General features: G+C 69.4%; 18 protein-coding genes and 1 pseudogene. 5 read left to right on the forward strand and 14 right to left on the reverse strand.

Translation table 11 applies throughout. The features are described 5' to 3' along the window. Positions 1–96: 96 nt before the first annotated feature. The 4 genes and pseudogenes from G5C60_RS27200 to G5C60_RS27215 form a co-directional block, all read left to right on the forward strand. Positions 97–678: pseudogene (locus tag G5C60_RS27200) on the forward strand (hypothetical protein); the annotation flags it as partial. Between the two features lie 99 nt (positions 679–777). Next, positions 778–1,185 (forward strand): VOC family protein, encoded by a 408-nt coding sequence (locus G5C60_RS27205; protein WP_165263564.1) that lies wholly within the window; start codon positions 778–780, stop codon positions 1,183–1,185. A gap of 136 nt (positions 1,186–1,321) precedes the next feature. Beyond that, positions 1,322–2,455: an SLOG cluster 4 domain-containing protein gene (locus G5C60_RS27210; protein ID WP_165263565.1), complete on the forward strand. Its 1,134-nt coding sequence runs from the start codon at positions 1,322–1,324 to the stop codon at positions 2,453–2,455. Positions 2,456–2,632: 177 nt separating this feature from the next. Next, entirely contained in the window at positions 2,633–3,310 is a 678-nt protein-coding gene (locus tag G5C60_RS27215; protein ID WP_338145940.1) for an LAETG motif-containing sortase-dependent surface protein, read from the forward strand. Between the two features lie 108 nt (positions 3,311–3,418). On the opposite strand, the gene G5C60_RS27220 is transcribed toward G5C60_RS27215, so the two are convergent. The 11 genes from G5C60_RS27220 to rpsB all read right to left on the reverse strand — a co-directional run bounded on the left by G5C60_RS27220 (position 3,419) and on the right by rpsB (position 15,135). After that, positions 3,419–4,255, reverse strand: coding sequence for a maleylpyruvate isomerase family mycothiol-dependent enzyme (locus G5C60_RS27220; RefSeq protein ID WP_165263566.1), 837 nt, complete (start codon positions 4,253–4,255; stop codon positions 3,419–3,421). A gap of 10 nt (positions 4,256–4,265) precedes the next feature. Continuing rightward, the gene (locus G5C60_RS27225) at positions 4,266–5,297 is read right to left on the reverse strand and encodes an ABC transporter ATP-binding protein (RefSeq protein ID WP_165263567.1); all 1,032 of its coding nucleotides are present in this window, start codon (positions 5,295–5,297) and stop codon (positions 4,266–4,268) included. A gap of 2 nt (positions 5,298–5,299) precedes the next feature. Continuing rightward, complete coding sequence (locus G5C60_RS27230; RefSeq protein ID WP_165263568.1) at positions 5,300–6,982, reverse strand: ABC transporter permease; 1,683 nt, start codon at positions 6,980–6,982, stop codon at positions 5,300–5,302. Beyond that, positions 6,958–8,079, reverse strand: coding sequence for a thiamine ABC transporter substrate-binding protein (locus tag G5C60_RS27235; protein WP_165263569.1), 1,122 nt, complete (start codon positions 8,077–8,079; stop codon positions 6,958–6,960). Before G5C60_RS27235 ends, G5C60_RS27230 begins: the two co-directional genes overlap by 25 nt. A gap of 366 nt (positions 8,080–8,445) precedes the next feature. Further along, the gene (gene rlmN, locus G5C60_RS27240) at positions 8,446–9,552 is read right to left on the reverse strand and encodes a dual-specificity RNA methyltransferase RlmN (RefSeq protein WP_165263570.1); all 1,107 of its coding nucleotides are present in this window, start codon (positions 9,550–9,552) and stop codon (positions 8,446–8,448) included. A gap of 172 nt (positions 9,553–9,724) precedes the next feature. After that, positions 9,725–10,174, reverse strand: coding sequence for an SRPBCC family protein (locus tag G5C60_RS27245; RefSeq protein ID WP_165263571.1), 450 nt, complete (start codon positions 10,172–10,174; stop codon positions 9,725–9,727). Positions 10,175–10,349: 175 nt separating this feature from the next. Then, on the reverse strand, positions 10,350–11,498 hold the full coding sequence (locus tag G5C60_RS27250) for a phosphatidate cytidylyltransferase (protein WP_165263572.1): 1,149 nt from the start codon (positions 11,496–11,498) through the stop codon (positions 10,350–10,352). Then, a complete protein-coding gene (gene frr, locus G5C60_RS27255) occupies positions 11,498–12,055 on the reverse strand; it encodes a ribosome recycling factor (protein ID WP_165263573.1) in 558 nt (185 codons plus the stop codon). Before frr ends, G5C60_RS27250 begins: the two co-directional genes overlap by 1 nt. A 177-nt stretch (positions 12,056–12,232) precedes the next feature. Next, positions 12,233–13,003: a UMP kinase gene (gene pyrH / locus G5C60_RS27260; protein WP_165263574.1), complete on the reverse strand. Its 771-nt coding sequence runs from the start codon at positions 13,001–13,003 to the stop codon at positions 12,233–12,235. 187 nt (positions 13,004–13,190) lie between these two features. Continuing rightward, positions 13,191–14,027: a translation elongation factor Ts gene (gene tsf, locus G5C60_RS27265; RefSeq protein WP_165263575.1), complete on the reverse strand. Its 837-nt coding sequence runs from the start codon at positions 14,025–14,027 to the stop codon at positions 13,191–13,193. A 157-nt stretch (positions 14,028–14,184) separates the two neighbouring features. Beyond that, a complete protein-coding gene (gene rpsB, locus G5C60_RS27270; RefSeq protein ID WP_165263576.1) occupies positions 14,185–15,135 on the reverse strand; it encodes a 30S ribosomal protein S2 in 951 nt (316 codons plus the stop codon). Positions 15,136–15,414: 279 nt separating this feature from the next. On the opposite strand from rpsB, the gene G5C60_RS27275 reads away from it, so the two are divergent. Then, positions 15,415–16,023 carry a M23 family metallopeptidase gene (locus G5C60_RS27275; RefSeq protein WP_165263577.1) on the forward strand — a complete coding sequence of 203 codons (609 nt, stop codon included), beginning with the start codon at positions 15,415–15,417 and terminating at the stop codon, positions 16,021–16,023. Between the two features lie 202 nt (positions 16,024–16,225). Here G5C60_RS27275 and G5C60_RS27280 read toward each other — a convergent pair whose 3' ends face one another. From G5C60_RS27280 to dprA, 3 genes are all read right to left on the reverse strand, one after another. Then, positions 16,226–16,783 carry a TetR family transcriptional regulator gene (locus tag G5C60_RS27280; protein WP_165263597.1) on the reverse strand — a complete coding sequence of 186 codons (558 nt, stop codon included), beginning with the start codon at positions 16,781–16,783 and terminating at the stop codon, positions 16,226–16,228. A 205-nt stretch (positions 16,784–16,988) separates the two neighbouring features. Next, complete coding sequence (whiG, locus tag G5C60_RS27285) at positions 16,989–17,825, reverse strand: RNA polymerase sigma factor WhiG (RefSeq protein WP_165263578.1); 837 nt, start codon at positions 17,823–17,825, stop codon at positions 16,989–16,991. Between the two features lie 308 nt (positions 17,826–18,133). Beyond that, positions 18,134–19,282 (reverse strand): DNA-processing protein DprA, encoded by a 1,149-nt coding sequence (gene dprA / locus G5C60_RS27290; protein ID WP_165263579.1) that lies wholly within the window; start codon positions 19,280–19,282, stop codon positions 18,134–18,136. Positions 19,283–19,325 lie beyond the last annotated feature (43 nt).

Below are 19,325 nucleotides of genomic sequence, written 5' to 3' on the forward strand. Positions count from 1 at the left end.
GTTTTACTTCTCCTTATCTGCCCCATTATCTCACTGTGATTTTTTTTTTTTTTTGGTTGGGTCTCGTGGGCTCGCAGATGTTTATAAGAGACAGGGGGTGCGGCGGTGGTCGCGGCCGGGATCGCCGTCGAGGCGTACGCGAGTCGCAGCGGCCACGAGCCCGGGCACGCCCTGCCCGGCGGCCTCGCGGGTGGCCCCGGCGGTGTGCTCGTCGGCTGGGCCCTCACCGTGGTGGGACTGGCGATGGCGGGGCCCGGAATCACCCACCTGTGCGGCCGGCTGCTGCAGGCGATGCGGCCGGGCGCGGTGCGGCTGCTCGCCGGGCGCATGCTCATGGAGGAGGCGGGACGTATCGGCCGACCGCTCGGCGTGGTGTGCGCGGTGGCATCAGGGGCGTACGCCATGACCGCGCTCTACGCGGACGCGCGCCCCGAAGTGGGGCCGCTCACCACGCTGGGCCTGCTGCTCGTGGCGGGATGCGCCGTCGCGACGCTCCTGACGACCGCGGTCGAAGCCAAGCAGGCCCGCACCGATACCACGACGGTTCTGCTGCAGCTCGGCGCCCCCGCCATGCTGCTGCGCCGCGCGGCCGCCGTCCGCGCGGGCGCGCTGCTCACCGTCCTCACCCCTGTGATCTGGGCAATCGCGGGTCTCTCGGCCGTGCCCCTGGCCGGCTGATCTCCCGTACGAAAAAAGTTCGCGAAGGCCGATGAGTTTCCCGCAGGCTCCTGGTCTAACTCTGCGAACACCACATCACCACAAGGGGAGAGACCGCACATGTACCAGCAGATGATCTTCGTGAACCTCGCCGTGAACAACCTCGACGCCTCCAAGAAGTTCTTCACGGAACTCGGCTACGAGATCAACAAGCAGTTCTCCGACGAGCACTGCGCCAGCGTCGTCATCAGCGACACGATCGTCGCGATGATCATGGACAAGCAGCGCTACTCGGACTTCACGAAGAAGGAGATCGCGGACTCGACGAAGACCAGCGAGGTACTGCTGTGTCTGAGCGCCGAGAGCCGCGAGAAAGTCGACGAGCTGGTCGACAAGGCCGTCGCCGCGGGCGGCACCGAGAACCGCGAGCCCCAGGACCATGGCTTCATGTACGGCCGCGCCTTCGACGACCCGGACGGCCACACCTGGGAGATCATGTGGATGGACCCGGCGGCGGTCCAGGGCTGAGGTCCGTGCCGAGGTCCGTTGCGGTACCGCGCCCCTTTAGGGGCGCCCCTAAAGGGGCGCGGGGAACTGCGCGACCAGCCACAGACGGCCCGCAGATTCCGGACCGCACTTCCAGCGGAGCGCCTAGCATGGGCGGGTGCAGACGAGCCCCGCCCATGCGGCCCACCACGACGACCGCGAGATCGAGACGCTCGAGGAGTTCGACGCGATCGTCTCCGCCCGCGGCACGCTCTCCGGATTCCGCGTCCAGGCCGTTGATCTGACGGACCGTACGCGGGAGCTGCTCACCACCGGAACCGCGGGAGCCGTCTTCCTCGGCTGCCCGATGCGGGAGGATGCGGCGGCGAAGGTGCGCACCGACGGCGCCCTGGTCTTCCCGCCCGTCCCGGACCTGCCGTTCGACCCGTACCGCGGTCACGTCTACACACCCGACGAGTTGTTCGCCTCGCTCGACAAGGGTTACGAGGAGACGCCGGACGCCCTCGCGTACGAGTGGTTCCAGCGCACCAAGGCCGACGGCGACATCTACGCGTCGATGCTGCGCTCCGTCCACGACGACTCCGTCTCCGACGCCCTCGACGAACTCCTGCGCGGGGCGCGGGTGGTGGGTGTGATGGGTGGCCACGCGATGGCCCGTGGCACGGAGGCGTACGAGGGCGCCGTCCGGCTCGGGCGCGCGCTGGCACGCGCCGGTTTCACGGTGGCGACGGGCGGCGGCCCGGGCGCGATGGAGGCGGCGAACCTGGGCGCGTACGCGGCGCCGTACGACGACGCGATGCTGGAGGAGGCCTGCCGACTCCTCGGGAAGGCACCGTCCTTCACCCCCTCGATCACCGAATGGGCACGGCGCGCCTTCGAGGTGCGCGAGCGCTGGCCGAAGGGCAACCACTCCGTCGGGATCCCCACCTGGTTCTACGGCCACGAGCCTCCGAACGCCTTCGCCTCCCACATCGCCAAGTACTTCGCCAACGCGACCCGCGAGGACGGCCTGCTGGCCCGCTCGAACGCGGGCGTCGTCTTCCTGCCGGGCGCCGCCGGGACCGTTCAGGAGGTCTTCGACAACGCGACGCCGAACTACTACGAGTCGCGTGGCGAGCCCACCCCCATGGTCCTGGTCGACCGCGTCCACTGGACCGAGCGGCTGCCGGTCTGGCCGTTGCTCCAGTCGCTGGCCAGGAACCGCTCGATGGAACCGCGGATCGCCCTCGTGGACCGGGTCGAGGAGGCACCGGAGGCACTCGTCCGACTGGCCCGGGCCAGTGCCGGCTGAAGATCGTGGACGGTCGGCGGACGTTCTCAGGCAAACGTCGGCTAAAGCCAACGGGCAAGACGGACACGCGCATTGACACCGAGTGACGGCGCCCCATAAACCTTTGAGGCGTCTGGGAGCGCTGTGATCACAGTGCCCCATCACCCCCCTCAGTTGCGCATCCCGTGAAGGGCAATCGTGTCCATATCCCGCCGTACCGCACGTTCCGTGCGCATGCTCGGTGTCGTCTCCGCCTCGGCCGCGCTCACGCTCGGTGCCGCAGGCAACGCGCTCGCCTGCGACATCAGTGAGTTCTCGGCCGTCGCCCAGTGCGACGGCGACAAGGGCGTCATCAGCGTGACCGACAAGGACCCCACCGGCGTCCCGGCCACGGTCACCGTCTACCTGGAGTCGAAGGGCGCGGACGAGAAGCTCGTCGGCAGCCAGGAGGTCAAGGGCTCCCGCGAGGGCGTCACCATCGACTTCGCGGAGAACTGGCAGCCGAACGCGTCGTACCGCATCCACGTCAAGGCCGGGAACCAGGTCGACGAGGACATCAGGCCGAACCTGACGACGCCGTCCGAGGCGTGTGCGCCGGCTCAGACGCCTCCGGCAACCCCAACCCCGACGCCGTCAGCGGAGACTCCCTCGCAGGAGCCCGCTGCGGAGAAGCCGACCCCGTCGGAGTCGGAGAGCACCTCCCCCGTGCCCGCCGGGAACGACGCGGCGTCGCCCGCGGGCGGTGGCTCGGACCTCGCGGAGACCGGCGCGAACGCCAACACCGGTGCGATCGCCGGGATAGCGGCCGCGCTCGTGGTGGCCGGCGGGGCCCTGGTGTTCGCGCTGCGTCGCCGTGGGGCGTCGAAGGAGCGCTGAGTACGGGCTCCGTGAACGGCCGTTGATTACGGGATCACGGCCGTGTTGTGGCCCGCTTCCTGGAATCCGGTACGCGGGGGGGGGGCGGGCCACCTTTGTCATCCGATGTCATCCGAACGTGGTCCGCTCCAGCCAGAACTCCAGCAGCTTCCGCTCCCCCAGCACCTCCAACTGCCCGCCGTCCAGCGGGAGTCGGCGGTAGAAGCCGAGCAGTACGTCGGTGAGCGGTCCGCGCAGCGCGACCGTCGCCTTCTCGTGGCCGCGGCGCCAGTCGACGCCCTCGTCCTCGAACTCGATGAGCCATTCCGCGTTCAGACCGGGCTCGGTGTCGGTGGCGTGGAGGTGGATGCTGCGGCCGGCCCCTCGCAGGTCTCGCGCCGCCAGGTCCTCCGGCTCCGTCTCCTGCACGAACCGGACGATCTGCAGCCACTCGTCGATCGCGTCGGCGGCCAGCTCCGGCGCGACCTCGTAGCGCGCAGCCGCGGCGATCGCCGCGTCCGCCCGGTGGATCACCGTCTCCAGCGTCATACGCCGCGCCCAGAAACCTGCCGTCCGCTCCCAGGCCCAGGTCCAGGCCGCGGCGTCGGCCCCGGCAGCGCGCAGGGTCGCGGCGGTCTTCTCGGCGCCTTCGGCCAGCCAGGCGTCGAGGGCGGCAGGATCGGCGGTATCGGCAGCGTCGTCTTCGTACGGCCCTTCGAAGCCGGCCACCTGCGATTCCGGGACCTCCTCGGTCGCCTTCGTCCGCACGATGTGCTCGACCCAGCGGTGTGCGCCGCCCACGTGCACGGCGAGTTCCCGCAGCGTCCACTCCGGACAGGTCGGCACGGTCACCCCGAGATCGGCGCCGGCCAGGTGCTCCCTCAACAGGTCGGTCTGCGCGATGATCTCGTCGCAGTAGCGATCATGCCCGAGGTCGTGTCCGAGGTCGTGCCCGCGTGGTGTCATGCCCGGCACCCTAGGCTGACGGCACCCCATCGAGCACGACAATTTCCGCGGCGTCGAACGCCACCCCGACCTCGTCCCCGGGCTCCGGTGCCTCCCGCAGCGCACACGCCGCCTCCAGGCGCGGGGCGCCCTCCGGTTGCAGTTGTACGGAGACATGGGTGCCCCGGAACGTGTGTGCCGCGACCGTGCAGCGCAACCCCTCCGCCGGCGGCACGAGCCGTACGCCCGCGGGCCTGATGAGCAGCGTGGTCTCGCCCTGCGGGGCACCGGCGGGCACCGGCACCTTCCCCCACGGCGTGTCCGCGGCCTCCCCGCTGACACTCGCCGCGACCACGTTCTCGAAGCCGAGGAAGCGGGCCACGAACTCGTCCGCCGGCCGCTGCCAGACCTCAAGTGGCGTACCGGACTGGGCGATCCGCCCGTCGCGCATCACCACGACCCGGTCGGCGAGCGCGAACGCCTCGCCCTGGTCATGGGTGACCGCGAGCACGGTGGTGCCCAACTCGCCGAAGAGTTCCCGGAGTTCGACGACGAGCCGCTCGCGCAGGGAGCGGTCGAGCTGGCCGAGCGGTTCGTCGAGCATGAGCAGCCGGGGGCGCGGGGCGAGGGCACGGGCGAGCGCGACGCGCTGCTGCTCGCCTCCGGAGAGGGAGGCGATGGCCCTGGACGCGGCTCCCGGCAAGCCGACCAGCTCCAGCAACTCCCGTACCCGTACGCCTTGTTCGGCCTTCGAGGCACCGTGCATCCGCAGCCCGAAGGCCACGTTGCCGCCCACGTCGCGCTGCGGGAACAGCTGGTGGTCCTGGAACATCAGGCCGACGCCCCGCTTGTGCGCGGGCACTCCGCCGAGGTCCCGGCCGTCCAGGAACACCCGCCCCTCGTCCAGCGGTTGCAGCCCAGCGACCACCCGTAGCAGCGTCGACTTGCCGCTGCCGCTGGGCCCGAGCACGCACACGATCTCGTGCTCGCCGACATCGAGGCCGACGGCGTCGAGCGCGACCCGCGCCCCGAACCGTACGGTCGCCGCATCGAGCTCGAGCATCGTCAGAACTCCCCCGTCCGGTCGGTGCGGACACGTTCGAGCAGGAGCAGCGCCACCGCGCACACCACCATCAGAATCGTCGAAAGGGCCATTGCCTGGCCGTAGTTGAGTTCGCCCGCGCGACCGAGGAGCCGGGCCACGGCGACCGGCAGGGTCGGATTGTCGGGCCGCGCGATGAAGACGGTGGCGCCGAACTCGCCGAGCGACACGGCGAAGGCGAAGCCGGCCGCGATCAGCAGCGCCCGCCGCACCATCGGCAGATCGACCTCACGCCACACCCGCCACGGCGACGCCCCGAGCACCGCCGCTGCCTCACGCAGCCGTATGTCCACGGCCCTCAGGACGGGCAGCATGGTCCGTACGACGAAGGGGACGCCGACCAGCGCCTGGGCGAGCGGCACCAGGATCCAGCTGCTTCTGAGATCCAGCGGCGGCTCGTCGAGCGCGATCAGGAAACCGAAACCGACGGTCACGGCGGAGACGCCGAGCGGGAGCATGAGCAGCGCGTCGAAGCCTCGTACGAGACGGCCGGCGTCACGACGGGTGAGTGCGGCGGCCGCCAGTCCGCCGATCAGCAGGGCCAGGGCGGTGGCGGCGAGGGCGTACTGAAGTGAATTGCCGATGGCCTCGATGGGCGGGACGAGAAAGACGCCGCTCTCGTCATCGGTCAGCGCCTTGTAGTACGCGAATCCGGGTGCGTCCAGCGAGCGTTGGACCAGCACGGCCAGTGGCAGAACGAGCAGTACGGCCACGGTGCCGAGGACGGAGGCGAGCAGCGCCCACTGGCCGACGCCGCGCGGCCGGCGGGCGGTCACGGAGGCATCCACAAGACGCAGGGCCGTCTCCCGCCGCCGTACGGTCCAGGCGTGGACGGCGAGGATCGCGCCCACGGCCACGAACTGGATGAGGGTCAGCACGGCGGCCGTGGACAGGTCGAAGATCTCCGAGGTCTGCCGGTAGATCTCGACCTCGAGGGTGGCGAACGTGGGTCCGCCGAGGATCTGCACCACACCGAAGGAGGTGAAGGTGAAGAGGAAGACCATCAGCGCGGCGGCGGCCACGGCCGGGCTCAGCGCGGGGAGCGTGACCTTGCGCCAGGCCGCGAACCGTGAGGCGCCGAGCACCCGCGCGGCCTCCTCCTGACGCGGGTCGAGCTGTGACCAGAGGCCGCCGACAGTGCGTACGACGACGGCGTAGTTGAAGAAGACGTGCGCGAGCAGGATCGCCCAGACGGTGGTGTCGAGACGTACGCCCCACAACTCGTCGAGGAGTCCACCGCGCCCCACCAAGGCCAGGAAGGCGGTCCCGACGACGACCGTGGGGAGCACGAACGGGACGGTGACGACGGCCCGCAGCACCTGCTTGCCCCTGAAATCGAAGCGCGCGAAGACATACGCGCCGGGGAGCGCGATCAGCAGCGTGAGCGCGGTCGAGGCGAGCGCCTGCCAGGTCGTGAACCACAGGACGTGCCGGATGTCGGACTGCGTGAGCACGTCGCCGATCCGCCCGAACTGCCAGACACCCTCGACCTTGAGGCCACGGGCCACGATCGCCGTGACGGGGTAGGCGAAGAAGACCGCGAAGAACGCGACGGGCAGGACCATGAGCCCCAGCCGCGCCGCGCTCTTCCCGGGAGCCGGTGTCCTGGGGCGTCCGGCCCTTACTTCAGTACGAGCGACGTCCATGACTTGACCCACTGATCACGGTTCTTGGCGATCTCCTTGGGCGAAATGATCTCGGAGTCCTCCGCCGGGGCGCCGTACTTCGTGAACTCCTCGGGGATCTGCGCGTCCTCGCGCATCGGGTACACGAACATGTTGAGCGGCATGTCGGCCTGGAACTTCAGCGAGATGAGGAAGTCGATGAGGGCCTTGCCACCCTTGGCGTTCTTGGCGTTGCTGAGCAGTCCCGCGTACTCGACCTGCCGGAAGCAGGTGCCGTAGGCGACGCCGGTCGGTGCGGTGTCCGGCTTGGGCTCGGCGAAGACGACCTCGGCGGGCGGAGAGGAGGCGTAGGAGACGACGAGCGGCCGGTCCCCCTTCGCCTTCTTGCCGCCGGCGGACCCGGAGAACTCCTCGTTGTAGGCCTGCTCCCAGCCGTCGACGACCTTCACGCCGTTGGCCTTGAGCTTCGTCCAGTAGTCCTGCCAGCCTCCCCCACTCTCGGCTTCGCTCGAGCGGGAGGTGCCCCCATCGCCGTATTTTGCCGCGGTGCCCAGCAGGAAGCCGAGGCCGGGCGAGGAGGTGGAGGCGTTCTCGGTGACGAGGAGGTCCTTGTACTCGGGCTTGACGAGGTCGTCGAAGGACTCCGGCGGGGTCAGGCCCTTCTCTTCGAAGTAGGCCTTGTCGTAGTTGACGCAGATGTCGCCGAAGTCGACGGGCGTGACCCGCTGCTTCTGCCGGTCGATCCGGTACTCCGGGGGCAGCAGATCGGAGTCCTTGGCCTGGTACGGCTGGAACAGGTCGTTGTCGAACGCCCGGGACAGCAGGGTGTTGTCGACGCCGAAGAGGACATCGCCCTGCGGGTTGTCCTTGGTGAGGATCGCCTTGTTGAGGGCCTGGCCTGCGTCGCCGTCTTTGAGGACCTTCACCTGGTAGCCGGACTGCTTCTCGAAGTCGCTGATCACGCTCTTGGACGCCGCCCACGAGTCATGGCTGACGACGGTGACGGTCTTGGACTCCGAGGCCCCTTCCCCGGAGCCGGAGTCGGACGACGTGCAAGCGGACAGCGTGACCAGACCGAGCCCGACGGCCACGGCCACGCACTTCTTGGTGGTGCTCACTGAATTCCTCCTGGGTGACCAGGAAGAGACGCGGCCCTGCCCGGGAACCTCTGAGTTCCCGGGCAGGGCGCAACAGCTTGAGTGATGACCGAACTTCCTACCCAGAATGACCTGGGCAAGGTTCAGAGGGTCTGCGGTCTGCTACCGCACTCTCAGCGCTGTGGCGCTCCCCTGCCGGAATATGAAGATGTACGTACGAGGGCCAGACTACAGCCCGCCATTTGAGCGGCCGTGCCATGGTCCGGTGCGGTACCGCGCCCCTTAGGGGCCCTAAGGGGCGCGGGGAACTGCGCGCCCAGCCACGACGAACAGCAGCTTCAAACGGACCCGCCGAACCCGCAGTCTAAAACCGCTCAAGCACAGCGCTCAGCGTTCCGTGGCGGCGAGCTGCCCGCACGCCCCGTCGATCTCCTGGCCACGGGTGTCCCGGACGGTGACCGGCACACCGTGCGCCGCGATCGCCGCGACGAACGCCTTCTCGTCCTCGGGCCGGGAGGCGGTCCACTTGGAGCCGGGCGTCGGGTTCAGCGGGATCAGGTTCACGTGCACGGGCTTGCCCTTGAGCAGCCGTCCGAGCCGGTCGCCGCGCCATGCCTGGTCGTTGATGTCGCGGATCAGCGCGTACTCGATGGACAGCCGACGCCCGGACCTGGCGGCGTACTCCCATCCGGCGTCGAGCACTTCCCGCACCTTCCACCGCGTGTTGACGGGTACGAGGGTGTCGCGCAGCTCGTCGTCCGGCGCGTGGAGCGAGATGGCGAGGCGGCACTTGAAGCCCTCGTCGGCGAACCGGTGAATGGCGGGGACCAATCCGACCGTCGACACGGTGATGCCGCGCTGCGAAAGCCCGAGCCCGTCAGGCTCGGGGTCGGTGAGGGCCCGTATCGAGCCGACGACGCGCTTGTAGTTGGCGAGCGGTTCGCCCATGCCCATGAAGACGATGTTGGAGAGCCGCGCCGGACCACCAGGAATCTCCCCGTCTCTGAGAGCCCGCATCCCGTCGACGATCTGATGCACGATCTCGGCGGTCGACAGGTTCCGGTCGAGCCCGGCCTGCCCGGTGGCACAGAAGGGACAGTTCATACCGCAGCCGGCCTGCGAGCTGATGCACATGGTGACCCGGTCCGGGTACCGCATCAGCACGGACTCGACGAGCGTCCCGTCGAACAGCCGCCACAGGGTCTTGCGGGTCGTGTCCTGATCGGTCGACAGATGCCGTACGACCGTCATGAGCTCGGGAAGCAGCGCCTCCTGAAGCTTCGTGCGCGAACCGGCGGGGATGTCGGTCCACTGCTCCGGCTCGTGCGCGTACCGCGCGAAGTAGTGCTGCGAGAGCTGCTTGGCGCGAAACGGCTTCTCCCCGATCGCGGCGACGGCTTCCTTGCGCTCGTCGGGCGAGAGATCGGCAAGATGCCGCGGCGGTTTCTTGGCTCCGCGGGGGGCGACGAAAGTGAGTTCTCCGGGCTTAGGCATGGCTGTACCAGTGTCGCAGATCGATTGACGTGACCTGCGCTGCCACCGGGCCGGTGCGGTACCGCGCCCCGTAAGGGGCGCGGGGCAGTCTCAATTTGCGGCTCCGCCGCGCGGGCGCGACCAGCCACGACGGACGAACCCGCAGCTTCGAACCCCGCCCCCAGCGGAGCGCTTACGCCGTGGTGTGCTCCAGCCGGTCCTTGAGGAGCTTCTCGTCGCGCGGCAGTTCCTTGCGTACCTGTGGGCGGACGACGAGGGGCAGCAGGACCTTGCCGAAGCCGCGCCCTTCGAAGTCGATCTGGATCGTCACACGGGAACGCCGTCCTTCGTCGAGCGGCTCGATCTCACCGTGCGTACGTGGCCTGACGGGGCCGTCGGTCCCGTGCAGATCCCAGCTGAACGGAGGGTTGAGCTCGTCGAACTCCACGGTCATCGGAACCTCGCGGCTTCCGAAGCGCCGGGTGACCTTGACCCGGGAGCCCGCGTGGATCGGTCCCTCGTCGAGCGGTTCAGCCGAGACAGCGCTCAGCTGCCATTCCGGCAGGTGGGAGGGGTCGGTGATATACGCGTAGACGTCTTCGGGGCTGCGGTCGATGTCGATCACTTCGCGGATGGCGGACATGACGCCCTCCTTCCAGGGTGATCCCCTTTGAGGGCTTACAGAAGAATCGTCCCACTCCGTCACCCCGGATGCCACGGCAGGAACACCGCAGGAACACGGCAGGAAACGGGAGGAGCCCCGCTCTCCATGGAGCGGGGCTCACTCGAGCCGTGTACGGGGTGGTCGCGGGGCGGGGTCACGCGGACCCGACGAACACCACCATGAGCAGCCACACCACCGGCGCCGTCGGCAGCAGCGAGTCCAGCCGGTCCATGATGCCGCCGTGTCCCGGCAGCAGCGTCCCCATGTCCTTGATGCCGAGATCCCGCTTGATCATGGACTCGCCGAGGTCGCCGAGGGTGGCGCTGGCCGCGACCGCGAGGCCGAGGAGCAGGCCCTGCCACCAGGCCCCTTCGTCGATCAGGAACTGCATGCACAGGGCGCCCGCCGCCATGGCGAAGGCGACCGCGCCGAGCAGGCCCTCGCGGGTCTTGCCGGGGCTGATGCGCGGGGCGAGCTTGTGTTTGCCGAAGCGCCAGCCGACGGCGTACGCCCCTGTGTCACTGACCACGGCGAGCAGCAAGAACGTGACGACTCGCCGCGCACCGTCGTCGGCGGTGAGCATCATGGCCACGAACGTGGCGAGGAACGGGATGTAGAAGGCCGCGAAAACGCCGGCCGTGACGTCCTTGAGGTAGCCCTCGGGTGGTTCCGTCATACGCCAGACGAGGACCGCGAGGGCGGTGAGCGCCATTGCCACCCAGGCGCCCTCGGCACCCCGTACATATCCGGCGACGACCATCGCCGCACCGCCGAGCGCGAGCGGCACGAGGGGCGCCTTGATGCCCTTGCGCTCCTGGAGCCGCGAGGTGAGCTCCCACAGGCCGACCACGACGGCGACCGCTATGACGCCGACGAAGGCGGCCTTGACGACGAACAACGACGCGACGATCACGGCACCGAGCCCGACGCCGACGCCTATGGCAGCACCCAGGTCGCGCCCGGCGTTCTTCTTCTGCGGTGCGGACGCCGGCTGTGAGGCGCTGGACATGGGCTCCTGCGGCTTCGGCTCATTGCGCTGGTGCCGCGACGGAGCCCGGTGCGGCGGCGGCGTCGACGGCGTCTCGTCGCGGAACAGGGGGCCACCCGTCCGAGCAGCCCCCCGGTCGTCGTCCTGGTCTCCGCCATGCGCGGGTTCGTCGGGCACGATGGGCATGGGGCGAGTCTGCTGGGCGTTGTGCGCGTCGTACGCGGGACCCGCCGGGGCAGCCCCCTGGACAGGCCCCTGGTCGGGCGGCCCCCAGTACCCGGCTTGTGGCGGCGCCCCCCAGGAAGAGTCGTTCATCAGACCTCGAGCAGCTCTGCTTCCTTGTGCTTGAGCAGCTCGTCCACCTGAGCCACGTACTTCGCGGTGGTGTCGTCGAGCTCCTTCTCCGCACGGCGGCCCTCGTCCTCACCGACGTCGCCGTCCTTGATGGCCTTGTCGATGGTCTGCGTGGCCTTGCGTCGCACGGAGCGGATCGAGATCTTGGAGTCCTCGGCCTTGCTCTTGGCGACCTTGATGTACTCCCTGCGGCGCTCCTCGGTCAGCTCGGGGAACACCACCCGGATGATGTTGCCGTCGTTGCTCGGGTTGACGCCCAGGTCGGAGTCGCGGATCGCCTGCTCGATGTTGCGCAGCGCGCTCTTGTCGAACGGGGTCACCACGGCCATGCGCGGTTCCGGCACCGAGAACGAGGCCAGCTGGTTGATCGGCGTCAGCGCGCCGTAGTAGTCGGCCACGATCTTGTTGAACATCGCCGGGTGCGCACGACCGGTGCGGATCGCGGCGAAGTCCTCCTTGGCGACCACGACGGCCTTCTCCATCTTCTCCTCGGCCTCGAGGAGGGTCTCTTCGATCACCACTTGCTCCTGCGTATCTTGAGTAGGCCCGGCAGCTGTTCCTTGTCGGGGTCGGCGGCCGGCTGCGTCGCGTCTTATTCCTGCACGGTTCCCGACCGGCAGGACATTGTCCATCCCCCGGTCAGGGTCCTTCCCCCGGACAGGTCGGGTTCCCCGATCAGGGTCGGTTTCCCCGGGTCAGGCCCGGCTGCCTTGGTCACCCACGAGAGTGCCGATCTTCTCACCCTTGACGGCCCGCGCGATATTGCCCTCCGCCAGAAGCTCGAAGACCAGGATGGGCAGCTTGTTGTCCCGGCACAGCGTGATGGCCGTCATGTCGGCGACCTTCAGGTCCCGCGTGATGACCTCGCCGTAACTGAGGGAGTCGAACTTGACGGCCTCGGGGTTGGTCTTCGGGTCGGAGTCATAGACCCCGTCCACACCGTTCTTGCCCATCAGCAGGGCCTCGGCGTCGATCTCCAGGGCGCGCTGCGCGGCGGTGGTGTCGGTGGAGAAGTACGGCATGCCCATACCGGCACCGAAGATGACCACGCGGCCCTTCTCCAGGTGGCGTACGGCACGCAGCGGGATGTACGGCTCCGCGACCTGCCCCATGGTGATGGCGGTCTGCACGCGCGAGTCGATGCCCTCCTTCTCCAGGAAGTCCTGGAGGGCGAGGCAGTTCATGACCGTGCCGAGCATGCCCATGTAGTCGGAGCGGGCCCGGTCCATGCCGCGCTGCTGCAACTGGGCACCGCGGAAGAAGTTGCCGCCGCCGATGACGACCGCGATCTGGGCGCCGTCGCGGACAACGGCGGCCACCTCTCGGGCGATTTTGTGCACCACGTCGGGGTCGACGCCCAGTGCCCCGCCACCGGCGAACGCCTCACCGGAAAGCTTCAGCAGAAAGCGCCCCGCGCCTTTGCCGTGATCGCTCTTGTCGTCCTTGTCGGCCTTGGTGGTCGTCATGGAGATCTCGCCTCTTTTACGTGTCGCACATGCGAAGAAGGCCATTGCCGGTGGGTGTTCTCATCCCATGCGCGGCAATGGCCTCCTCGTCAGATCTGCTGTCGTCCGTCACGCACGCGCGCGTGCCCACGTACGAGGACGACTGCTGTCGACCCTAGCGGGGTCTCGCGTGGATCGCGGTACGGACTCAGATGCCGACCTTGATGCGCGTGAAGCGCTTCAGGGCGACACCGGCCTCGTCCAGGACCTTCTGAACGGACTTCTTCTGGTCGAGCGCGTACGGCTGGCCGAGGAGGGTGGCGTCCTTGAAGAAGGCGTTGACGCGACCCTCGACGATCTTCGGCAGGGCGGCCTCGGGCTTGCCCTCGGCGCGCGTGGTCTCCTCGGCGACGCGGCGCTCGCTCTCGACGACCTCGGCCGGGACGTCCTCGCGGGAGAGGTACTTGGGCGCGAAGGCGGCGATGTGCTGGGCGATGCCCTTGGCGGTCTCGGCGTCCGGCTTGTCCAGCTCGACCAGGACACCGATCTGCGGCGGCAGGTCGGGCATGGTGCGGTGCATGTACGCGGTGACGTAGGCGCCGGAGAACTGGGCGAAGCGGTCCAGGACGATCTTCTCGCCCAGGGTGGCGTTGGCCTCGTCGACGTACGCCTGAACCGTCTTGCCGGACTCGATCTCGGAGGCGAGCAGCGCCTCGAGGTCGGCCGGGGAGGTGGCGGCGACGTGCTCGGCGAGCGTGTTCGCGACGGCCTGGAACTTGTCGCCCTTCGCGACGAAGTCCGTCTCGCACTTCAGCTCGACGAGGACACCGGAGGTGTTGTCGTCGGCGATCAGGGAGACGACGGCGCCGTTCTCGGCGGAGCGGCCCTCGCGCTTCGCGACGCCCTTCTGGCCCTTGATGCGCAGGGCCTCGACGGCCTTGTCGACGTTGCCGTCGGCCTCGTCGAGCGCCTTCTTGCAGTCCATCATGCCGGCGCCGGTGAGCTCACGGAGCTTCTTGACGTCGGCGGCGGTGTAGTTCGCCATGATCAGTGAATCTCTTCTCGGAGTTCGAAGTCTCGAAGTCGGCGTCCGCCGCTGATCGGGCGGGCGTCCACCGAAGATCTACGGTCTGCGGGTGAACGGCGGGCGGCGCGGTCGGCGCCGCCCGCCGTCACTGGAACCGTGACGCGTGACGCTGGGGTCAGGCCTGCTCGGCCTCGGCCGGCTTCTCGGCCTCGGCGGCCGGAGCCTCAGCGGCGGCGGGAGCCTCAGCCGGGGCCGGAGCCTCAACCGGGGTCTCCGCAGGGGCCTCGGCAGCGGCCGGAGCCTCAGCCGGGGCCTCAGCCGGAGCCTCGGCGACGGTCTCGTCGGCCTTCTTCTCGCCACCCTCGAGCAAGTCACGCTCCCACTCGGCGAGCGGCTCGCCCGCGGCCTTCTCACCCTTGGCCTCGGCGGCGGCACCGGAGCGGGCGATGAGGCCCTCGGCGACGGCGTCGGCGATCACACGGGTGAGCAGGGTGACGGAGCGGATCGCGTCGTCGTTGCCCGGGATCTTGTAGTCGACCTCGTCGGGGTCGCAGTTGGTGTCGAGGATGGCGACGACCGGAATGTTGAGCTTCCGGGCCTCGCCGACCGCGATGTGCTCCTTCTTGGTGTCCACGATCCAGACGGCGCTGGGCACCTTGGACATCTCGCGGATACCACCGAGGGTCTTCTCCAGCTTGGCCTTCTCGCGGGAGAGGACCAGCAGCTCCTTCTTGGTGAGGCCGGAGGCGGCCACATCCTCGAAGTCGATCTGCTCGAGCTCCTTCAGGCGCTGCAGGCGCTTGTAGACGGTCGAGAAGTTGGTGAGCATGCCGCCCAGCCAGCGCTGGTTGACGTAGGGCATGCCGACGCGGGTGGCCTGCTCGGCGATGGCCTCCTGCGCCTGCTTCTTCGTGCCGACGAACATGACCGTGCCGCCGTGGGCGACGGTCTCCTTGACGAACTCGTAGGCGCGGTCGATGTACGACAGCGACTGGAGCAGGTCGATGATGTAGATGCCGTTGCGCTCCGTGAAGATGAATCGCTTCATCTTCGGGTTCCAACGACGGGTCTGGTGACCGAAGTGGACGCCGCTTTCCAGCAGCTCCCGCATCGTGACGACGGCCATGGCCGTTCTCCTTGATTTTCTCGGTTGTGCCGCGCGTGCCGGACGGCACTCGCGCCTGACGCCCGCGATGCGCCTGCCGCTAGGGACCGAGGGGCGCTGACACCGGCTTTTGATGGCCCGGTGTCGGGGCGTGCGAAGTCGACCCGGTGACCCGGATCGCCACCAGAAGTGTACGGGACACGCGAGGCACCGGGTGACGCCGCTGTCCACAACCAGCGCGTAGTCCACAGATCCCGGCCATGATCCACTTCTTTCTGCGGTTCGCGGGAGCGTTCTCGCATGCGAGCAGAACGATGTCTTCGTACGTGGCTGGCGTTGCTCCTGGGCCTGACGGTGACCGCCCTCGGAATCGCCTTGCCCGCGGCCACCGCACGCGACGGCGGCCCCGACGGTCCGGCACCGCCGAGAGCCGCTGCGGCGGTACCGGCTGTCGGCCGCACCTGGCCCGTAGGGGTACGCCCCCGGGTGACCCGCGACTGGGACCCGCCGGCGACCGCGTACGGCCGGGGCCACCGTGGCGTGGACCTCGCCGCGCCGCCCGGCACCCCGGTCCTGGCCGTCGCCCCGGGCCGCATCTCCTTCGCGGGCCGGGTCGCGGGCCGCGGGGTCGTCTCGGTGGAACTGGACGGCACCGGCGATCCCCCCTTGCGCACCACCTACGAACCGGTGCGCGCGACAGCGAAGAAGGGAAAGAAGGTGGCGCCCGGCGACGTCGTCGGCGTCGTGGAACCGTCGGGCTCCCACTGCACGCCGTCATGCGTGCACTGGGGCCTGCGCCAAGCCGACACCTACCTCGACCCACTGTCCCTGCTGCCACCCTGGCTACTGGGCCGGGGCCCATCACGCCTGCTCCCGGTCATCGGCGTACCGGAGGGACCGCCCACGTAACCGGAGACGCCGTCTACGTAGATGACCACGTAGGCAGCGAACGCCTCGCGCACCTGCGCCAGCACTTGGAGGAGGCCGGGCTGGATGCTCTGGGCCTGGCCGGAGGCGGCCGGGCTGGAGGCTGAGCGACAGTCCTGGCAACAGGACTCACCCCCGCTCAGTCCTCAGGAACGGTGGGAAGCCCGGAAGACCCAAGAGGGCCTCAGCCCTGCACACCCCGCAAAGCCATCGCCACAGCGGCCTCGGTGATGACGCCCGGATCCTCGGCCGCGCCCAGCTCGATGCGGCGCACCGCGGCGTCCACGATGCCCTGCAGCAGCATGGCGGCCATACGGGGCTGCTCGTGCCCCATGTCCGCCAGCGCCTCCACGATCATCGCGATGAGCCCGCCGTGCGCCGCGCGGATCTTCTCGCGTGCGCCCGCGTCCAACTCGCTCGCGGAGATGGCGACCACGGCCCGGTGCCGCCGGTCACCGACCAGCGCGAGCTGTTGGCGGACATAGGCCTCGATCTTGCCCTCGGGCGTCCCCGCCGGCGACATCGCCGCCTCGACTTCGGCCGCCCACACGGGGAAGTCGACCTCGCAGAGTTCTTCGACCACGGCCGCCCGCGACCGGAAGTACTCATAGACGGAGGACCGCGCGAGTCCCGTGCGCTCGGCGAGCGCAGGGAACGTCAGCGCCTCGGTCCCGCCCTCCGACAGCAGTGACCGTGCCGCGTCCAACAGGGCGGCTCGCTGCATCGACCGGTGCTCGGCCACGGAGGCCGCTCGAATCCTTGGCACGCCTCCACTTTACGGACGGACCCCCCGCGACGGGAGTCACTCCGCACGTCCGGGTTTGACCGAGGGCCCGGGCCTGAGGGTCCGGCGCCGGACGGCTCCCAGGTCACACGACAGAAGAAGGCTTCCTCAGCCGACGGGCGGCCCCGGGGCGGAAGGCGCGATTCCGCGAGGTCGGCGGACGTCAGCGCCCGAAGCTCGCGAGCTTCGCCCGCAACTGGAGCACCGACTTGGTGTGGATCTGGCTGACCCGGCTCTCGGTCACCCCGAGGACGTTGCCGATCTCGGCGAGCGTGAGGCCCTCGTAGTAGTAGAGCGTGACCACGGTCTTCTCGCGCTCGGGCAGCGTGTTGATGGCTCGCGCGAGAAACCGCCGCAGCTCGCGGTCCTCGGCGACCTCCACGGGGTTGTCGGCCGCGGTGTCCTCGAGCGTGTCCATCAGGCTCAGCCGGTCGCCGCCCTCGCCCCCGACGTGCAGCAACTCCTCCAGGGCCACCACGTTCGCCAGCGACAACTGGCTGAAGACCGCGTGCAGTTCGTCCACCCCGATGCCCAGCTCGGCGGCCACCTCGCCCTCCGACGGACTGCGCCGCAGCCGCGCCTCCAGCGTGGCGTAGGCCCGCTCGACATTGCGCGCCTTCTGCCGCACGGACCGCGGAATCCAGTCCAGCGCCCGCAGTTCGTCGATCATCGCGCCCCGGATCCGCGTGATCGCGTACGTCTCGAACTTGATCTCCCGTTCGATGTCGAACTTCTCGATCGCGTCGATGAGCCCGAACACCCCCGACGAGACGAAGTCGGCCTGCTCCACATTGGGCGGCAGCCCCACACTCACCCGGCCCGCGACGTACTTCACCAGCGGCGAGTAGTGCAGGATCAGCTGCTCGCGCAGCCGCTCGTCGCCCGTCGCCTTGTACGACCTCCACAACTCATCGAGCGTCGAGGGCGCGGGCGGCCGCACGCCGCCGCGGGCAGCGGGGGGAACAGCCGCCCGGTCGGACCCGGAGGTGTGCTGGGGCATTCGTCGTCTTGTGCCGTTCTGCCATGGAGAGGCTGTGCCTGAGTGAGCTGTCGGTCTGATGTCGAGTTGCTTGTCCGAGTGGGATTGCCTGTCTGAGTCGCATTGCTTGCCTGAGCCGGAATCCTTGTGAGCGTAGCGTGACTGGAGAGTCGCAGTGAGCGAAGGGCGGGCGATCCGCCATGCGCAGATACGTTCCGCTAGGCGTCCCTCAGGGGCATTTCCGTCGCCGTGCGTGACCATCGCGCGGCATCAACTGCGGGAATTGCCAAGGCCATCGGGGTGTCGCCCAGACGGGCGAACACGCTGGGTCAGCATCGCCACCGATCCGTGTGGACGGAGATCATCGCCTGGCGTGTCAACTTCCAGCCGTCGCCGTGTCGTTCGACGAATCCCAGTGACCGGAGTTCGTACAGCCTGCCGACCGCGTCGTCCTTCGTCGTCCCGGCACCCGTGGCGATCTCCTCGGCCGACGCGGCTCTCCGGGCGGGCAGCGCGGCCAGCACACGGTCGGCGTCCGGGTCCAGGAGGTCGCGCGGCAGCACAGGCCCGCGCCGGTCCGGCGCCAGGTCACCCATGTCGCCGACCAGTTCGGCGATTTCGGCGGCGTCGGTGACCAGCACCGCGTCCCCGCGCAGGAGTTCGTGCACACCGGCCGAGAGCCCGCTGGTGGCGGGGCCGGGCACCCCTATCGTGTATCGCCCCAACCGCTGTGCGGCCCGTGCGGTGACCAACGCCCCGCTGCGGTAGGCCGCCTCGACGACCACGGTGCCGCGGGTCAGCGCCGCGATGACCCTGTTGCGGAGGATGAATCTGCTCGGCGTCGGGTGGTCACCGGGTGGCAGCTCCCCCACGACCAGGCCTTGTTCCGCAATCCTGGTGATCAGCTGGGTGTGCCCGCGCGGGTAGGGCCGGTCGACTCCGCAGGCGAGCACGGCGACGGTGGCTCCGCCGGCCGCGAGCGCACCGCGGTGTGTCGCGCCGTCGACTCCGTACGCGCCCCCGGACACCACGACCCAGCCCCGCTCCGCAAGCCCCGAGCCCAGCGTGGTCGCCATGTGGGCGCCGTACTCGGTGCAGGCCCGGGCGCCCACGACGGCGACGGACCGCAGAGCCCATATCCGCAGGTTGGGCCGCCCTCGCACCCACAGTCCGATGGGCCGTGCGTCCCCCAGATCGTCGAGTTGCGCCGGCCACTCGGGGGCTCCGGGCCACACGAACCGGGTCCCGGCGTCCCGAGCCACCGCCAGGTCCCGCTCCGGCTCGGCCCGCTGTGCCCGAGCTCGCAGGCCCGCCCACCGTTTGTCCGTCACCCCCGGCAGCTGTTCCCCGTGTCCGAAGAGCCGCCGCACCACCTCTCGGGCCCCGAGCTCGCGGAGCCAGCGCCCGCAGACCTCGTCCCCTGGTTCGATAACGCGTGCGAGGAAGACACGGTGAAGCCGCTCATCGCCTCCGCTCACACGCTGGTCCCCTCCGGTCACGCCCTCGTCGCCCCCGTTCACG

It is taken from the genome of Streptomyces scabichelini, from assembly GCF_011045015.1.
In the GTDB taxonomy this organism is placed as follows: Bacteria; Actinomycetota; Actinomycetes; order Streptomycetales; family Streptomycetaceae; genus Streptomyces; species Streptomyces scabichelini.

Excerpts from the sequence above, each read along its gene's own strand:
- G5C60_RS27205 (WP_165263564.1), top strand. The coding sequence starts at position 778 with ATGTACCAGCAGATGATCTTCGTGAACCTCGCCGTGAACAACCTCGAC.
- G5C60_RS27220 (WP_165263566.1), bottom strand. The coding sequence starts at position 4,255 with ATGACACCACGCGGGCACGACCTCGGACACGACCTCGGGCATGATCGC.
- G5C60_RS27225 (WP_165263567.1), bottom strand. The coding sequence starts at position 5,297 with ATGCTCGAGCTCGATGCGGCGACCGTACGGTTCGGGGCGCGGGTCGCG.
- G5C60_RS27230 (WP_165263568.1), bottom strand. The coding sequence starts at position 6,982 with ATGGACGTCGCTCGTACTGAAGTAAGGGCCGGACGCCCCAGGACACCG.
- rlmN (WP_165263570.1), bottom strand. The coding sequence starts at position 9,552 with ATGCCTAAGCCCGGAGAACTCACTTTCGTCGCCCCCCGCGGAGCCAAG.
- G5C60_RS27245 (WP_165263571.1), bottom strand. The coding sequence starts at position 10,174 with ATGTCCGCCATCCGCGAAGTGATCGACATCGACCGCAGCCCCGAAGAC.
- G5C60_RS27250 (WP_165263572.1), bottom strand. The coding sequence starts at position 11,498 with ATGAACGACTCTTCCTGGGGGGCGCCGCCACAAGCCGGGTACTGGGGG.
- pyrH (WP_165263574.1), bottom strand. The coding sequence starts at position 13,003 with ATGACGACCACCAAGGCCGACAAGGACGACAAGAGCGATCACGGCAAA.
- tsf (WP_165263575.1), bottom strand. The coding sequence starts at position 14,027 with ATGGCGAACTACACCGCCGCCGACGTCAAGAAGCTCCGTGAGCTCACC.
- rpsB (WP_165263576.1), bottom strand. The coding sequence starts at position 15,135 with ATGGCCGTCGTCACGATGCGGGAGCTGCTGGAAAGCGGCGTCCACTTC.
- G5C60_RS27275 (WP_165263577.1), top strand. The coding sequence starts at position 15,415 with ATGCGAGCAGAACGATGTCTTCGTACGTGGCTGGCGTTGCTCCTGGGC.
- whiG (WP_165263578.1), bottom strand. The coding sequence starts at position 17,825 with ATGCCCCAGCACACCTCCGGGTCCGACCGGGCGGCTGTTCCCCCCGCT.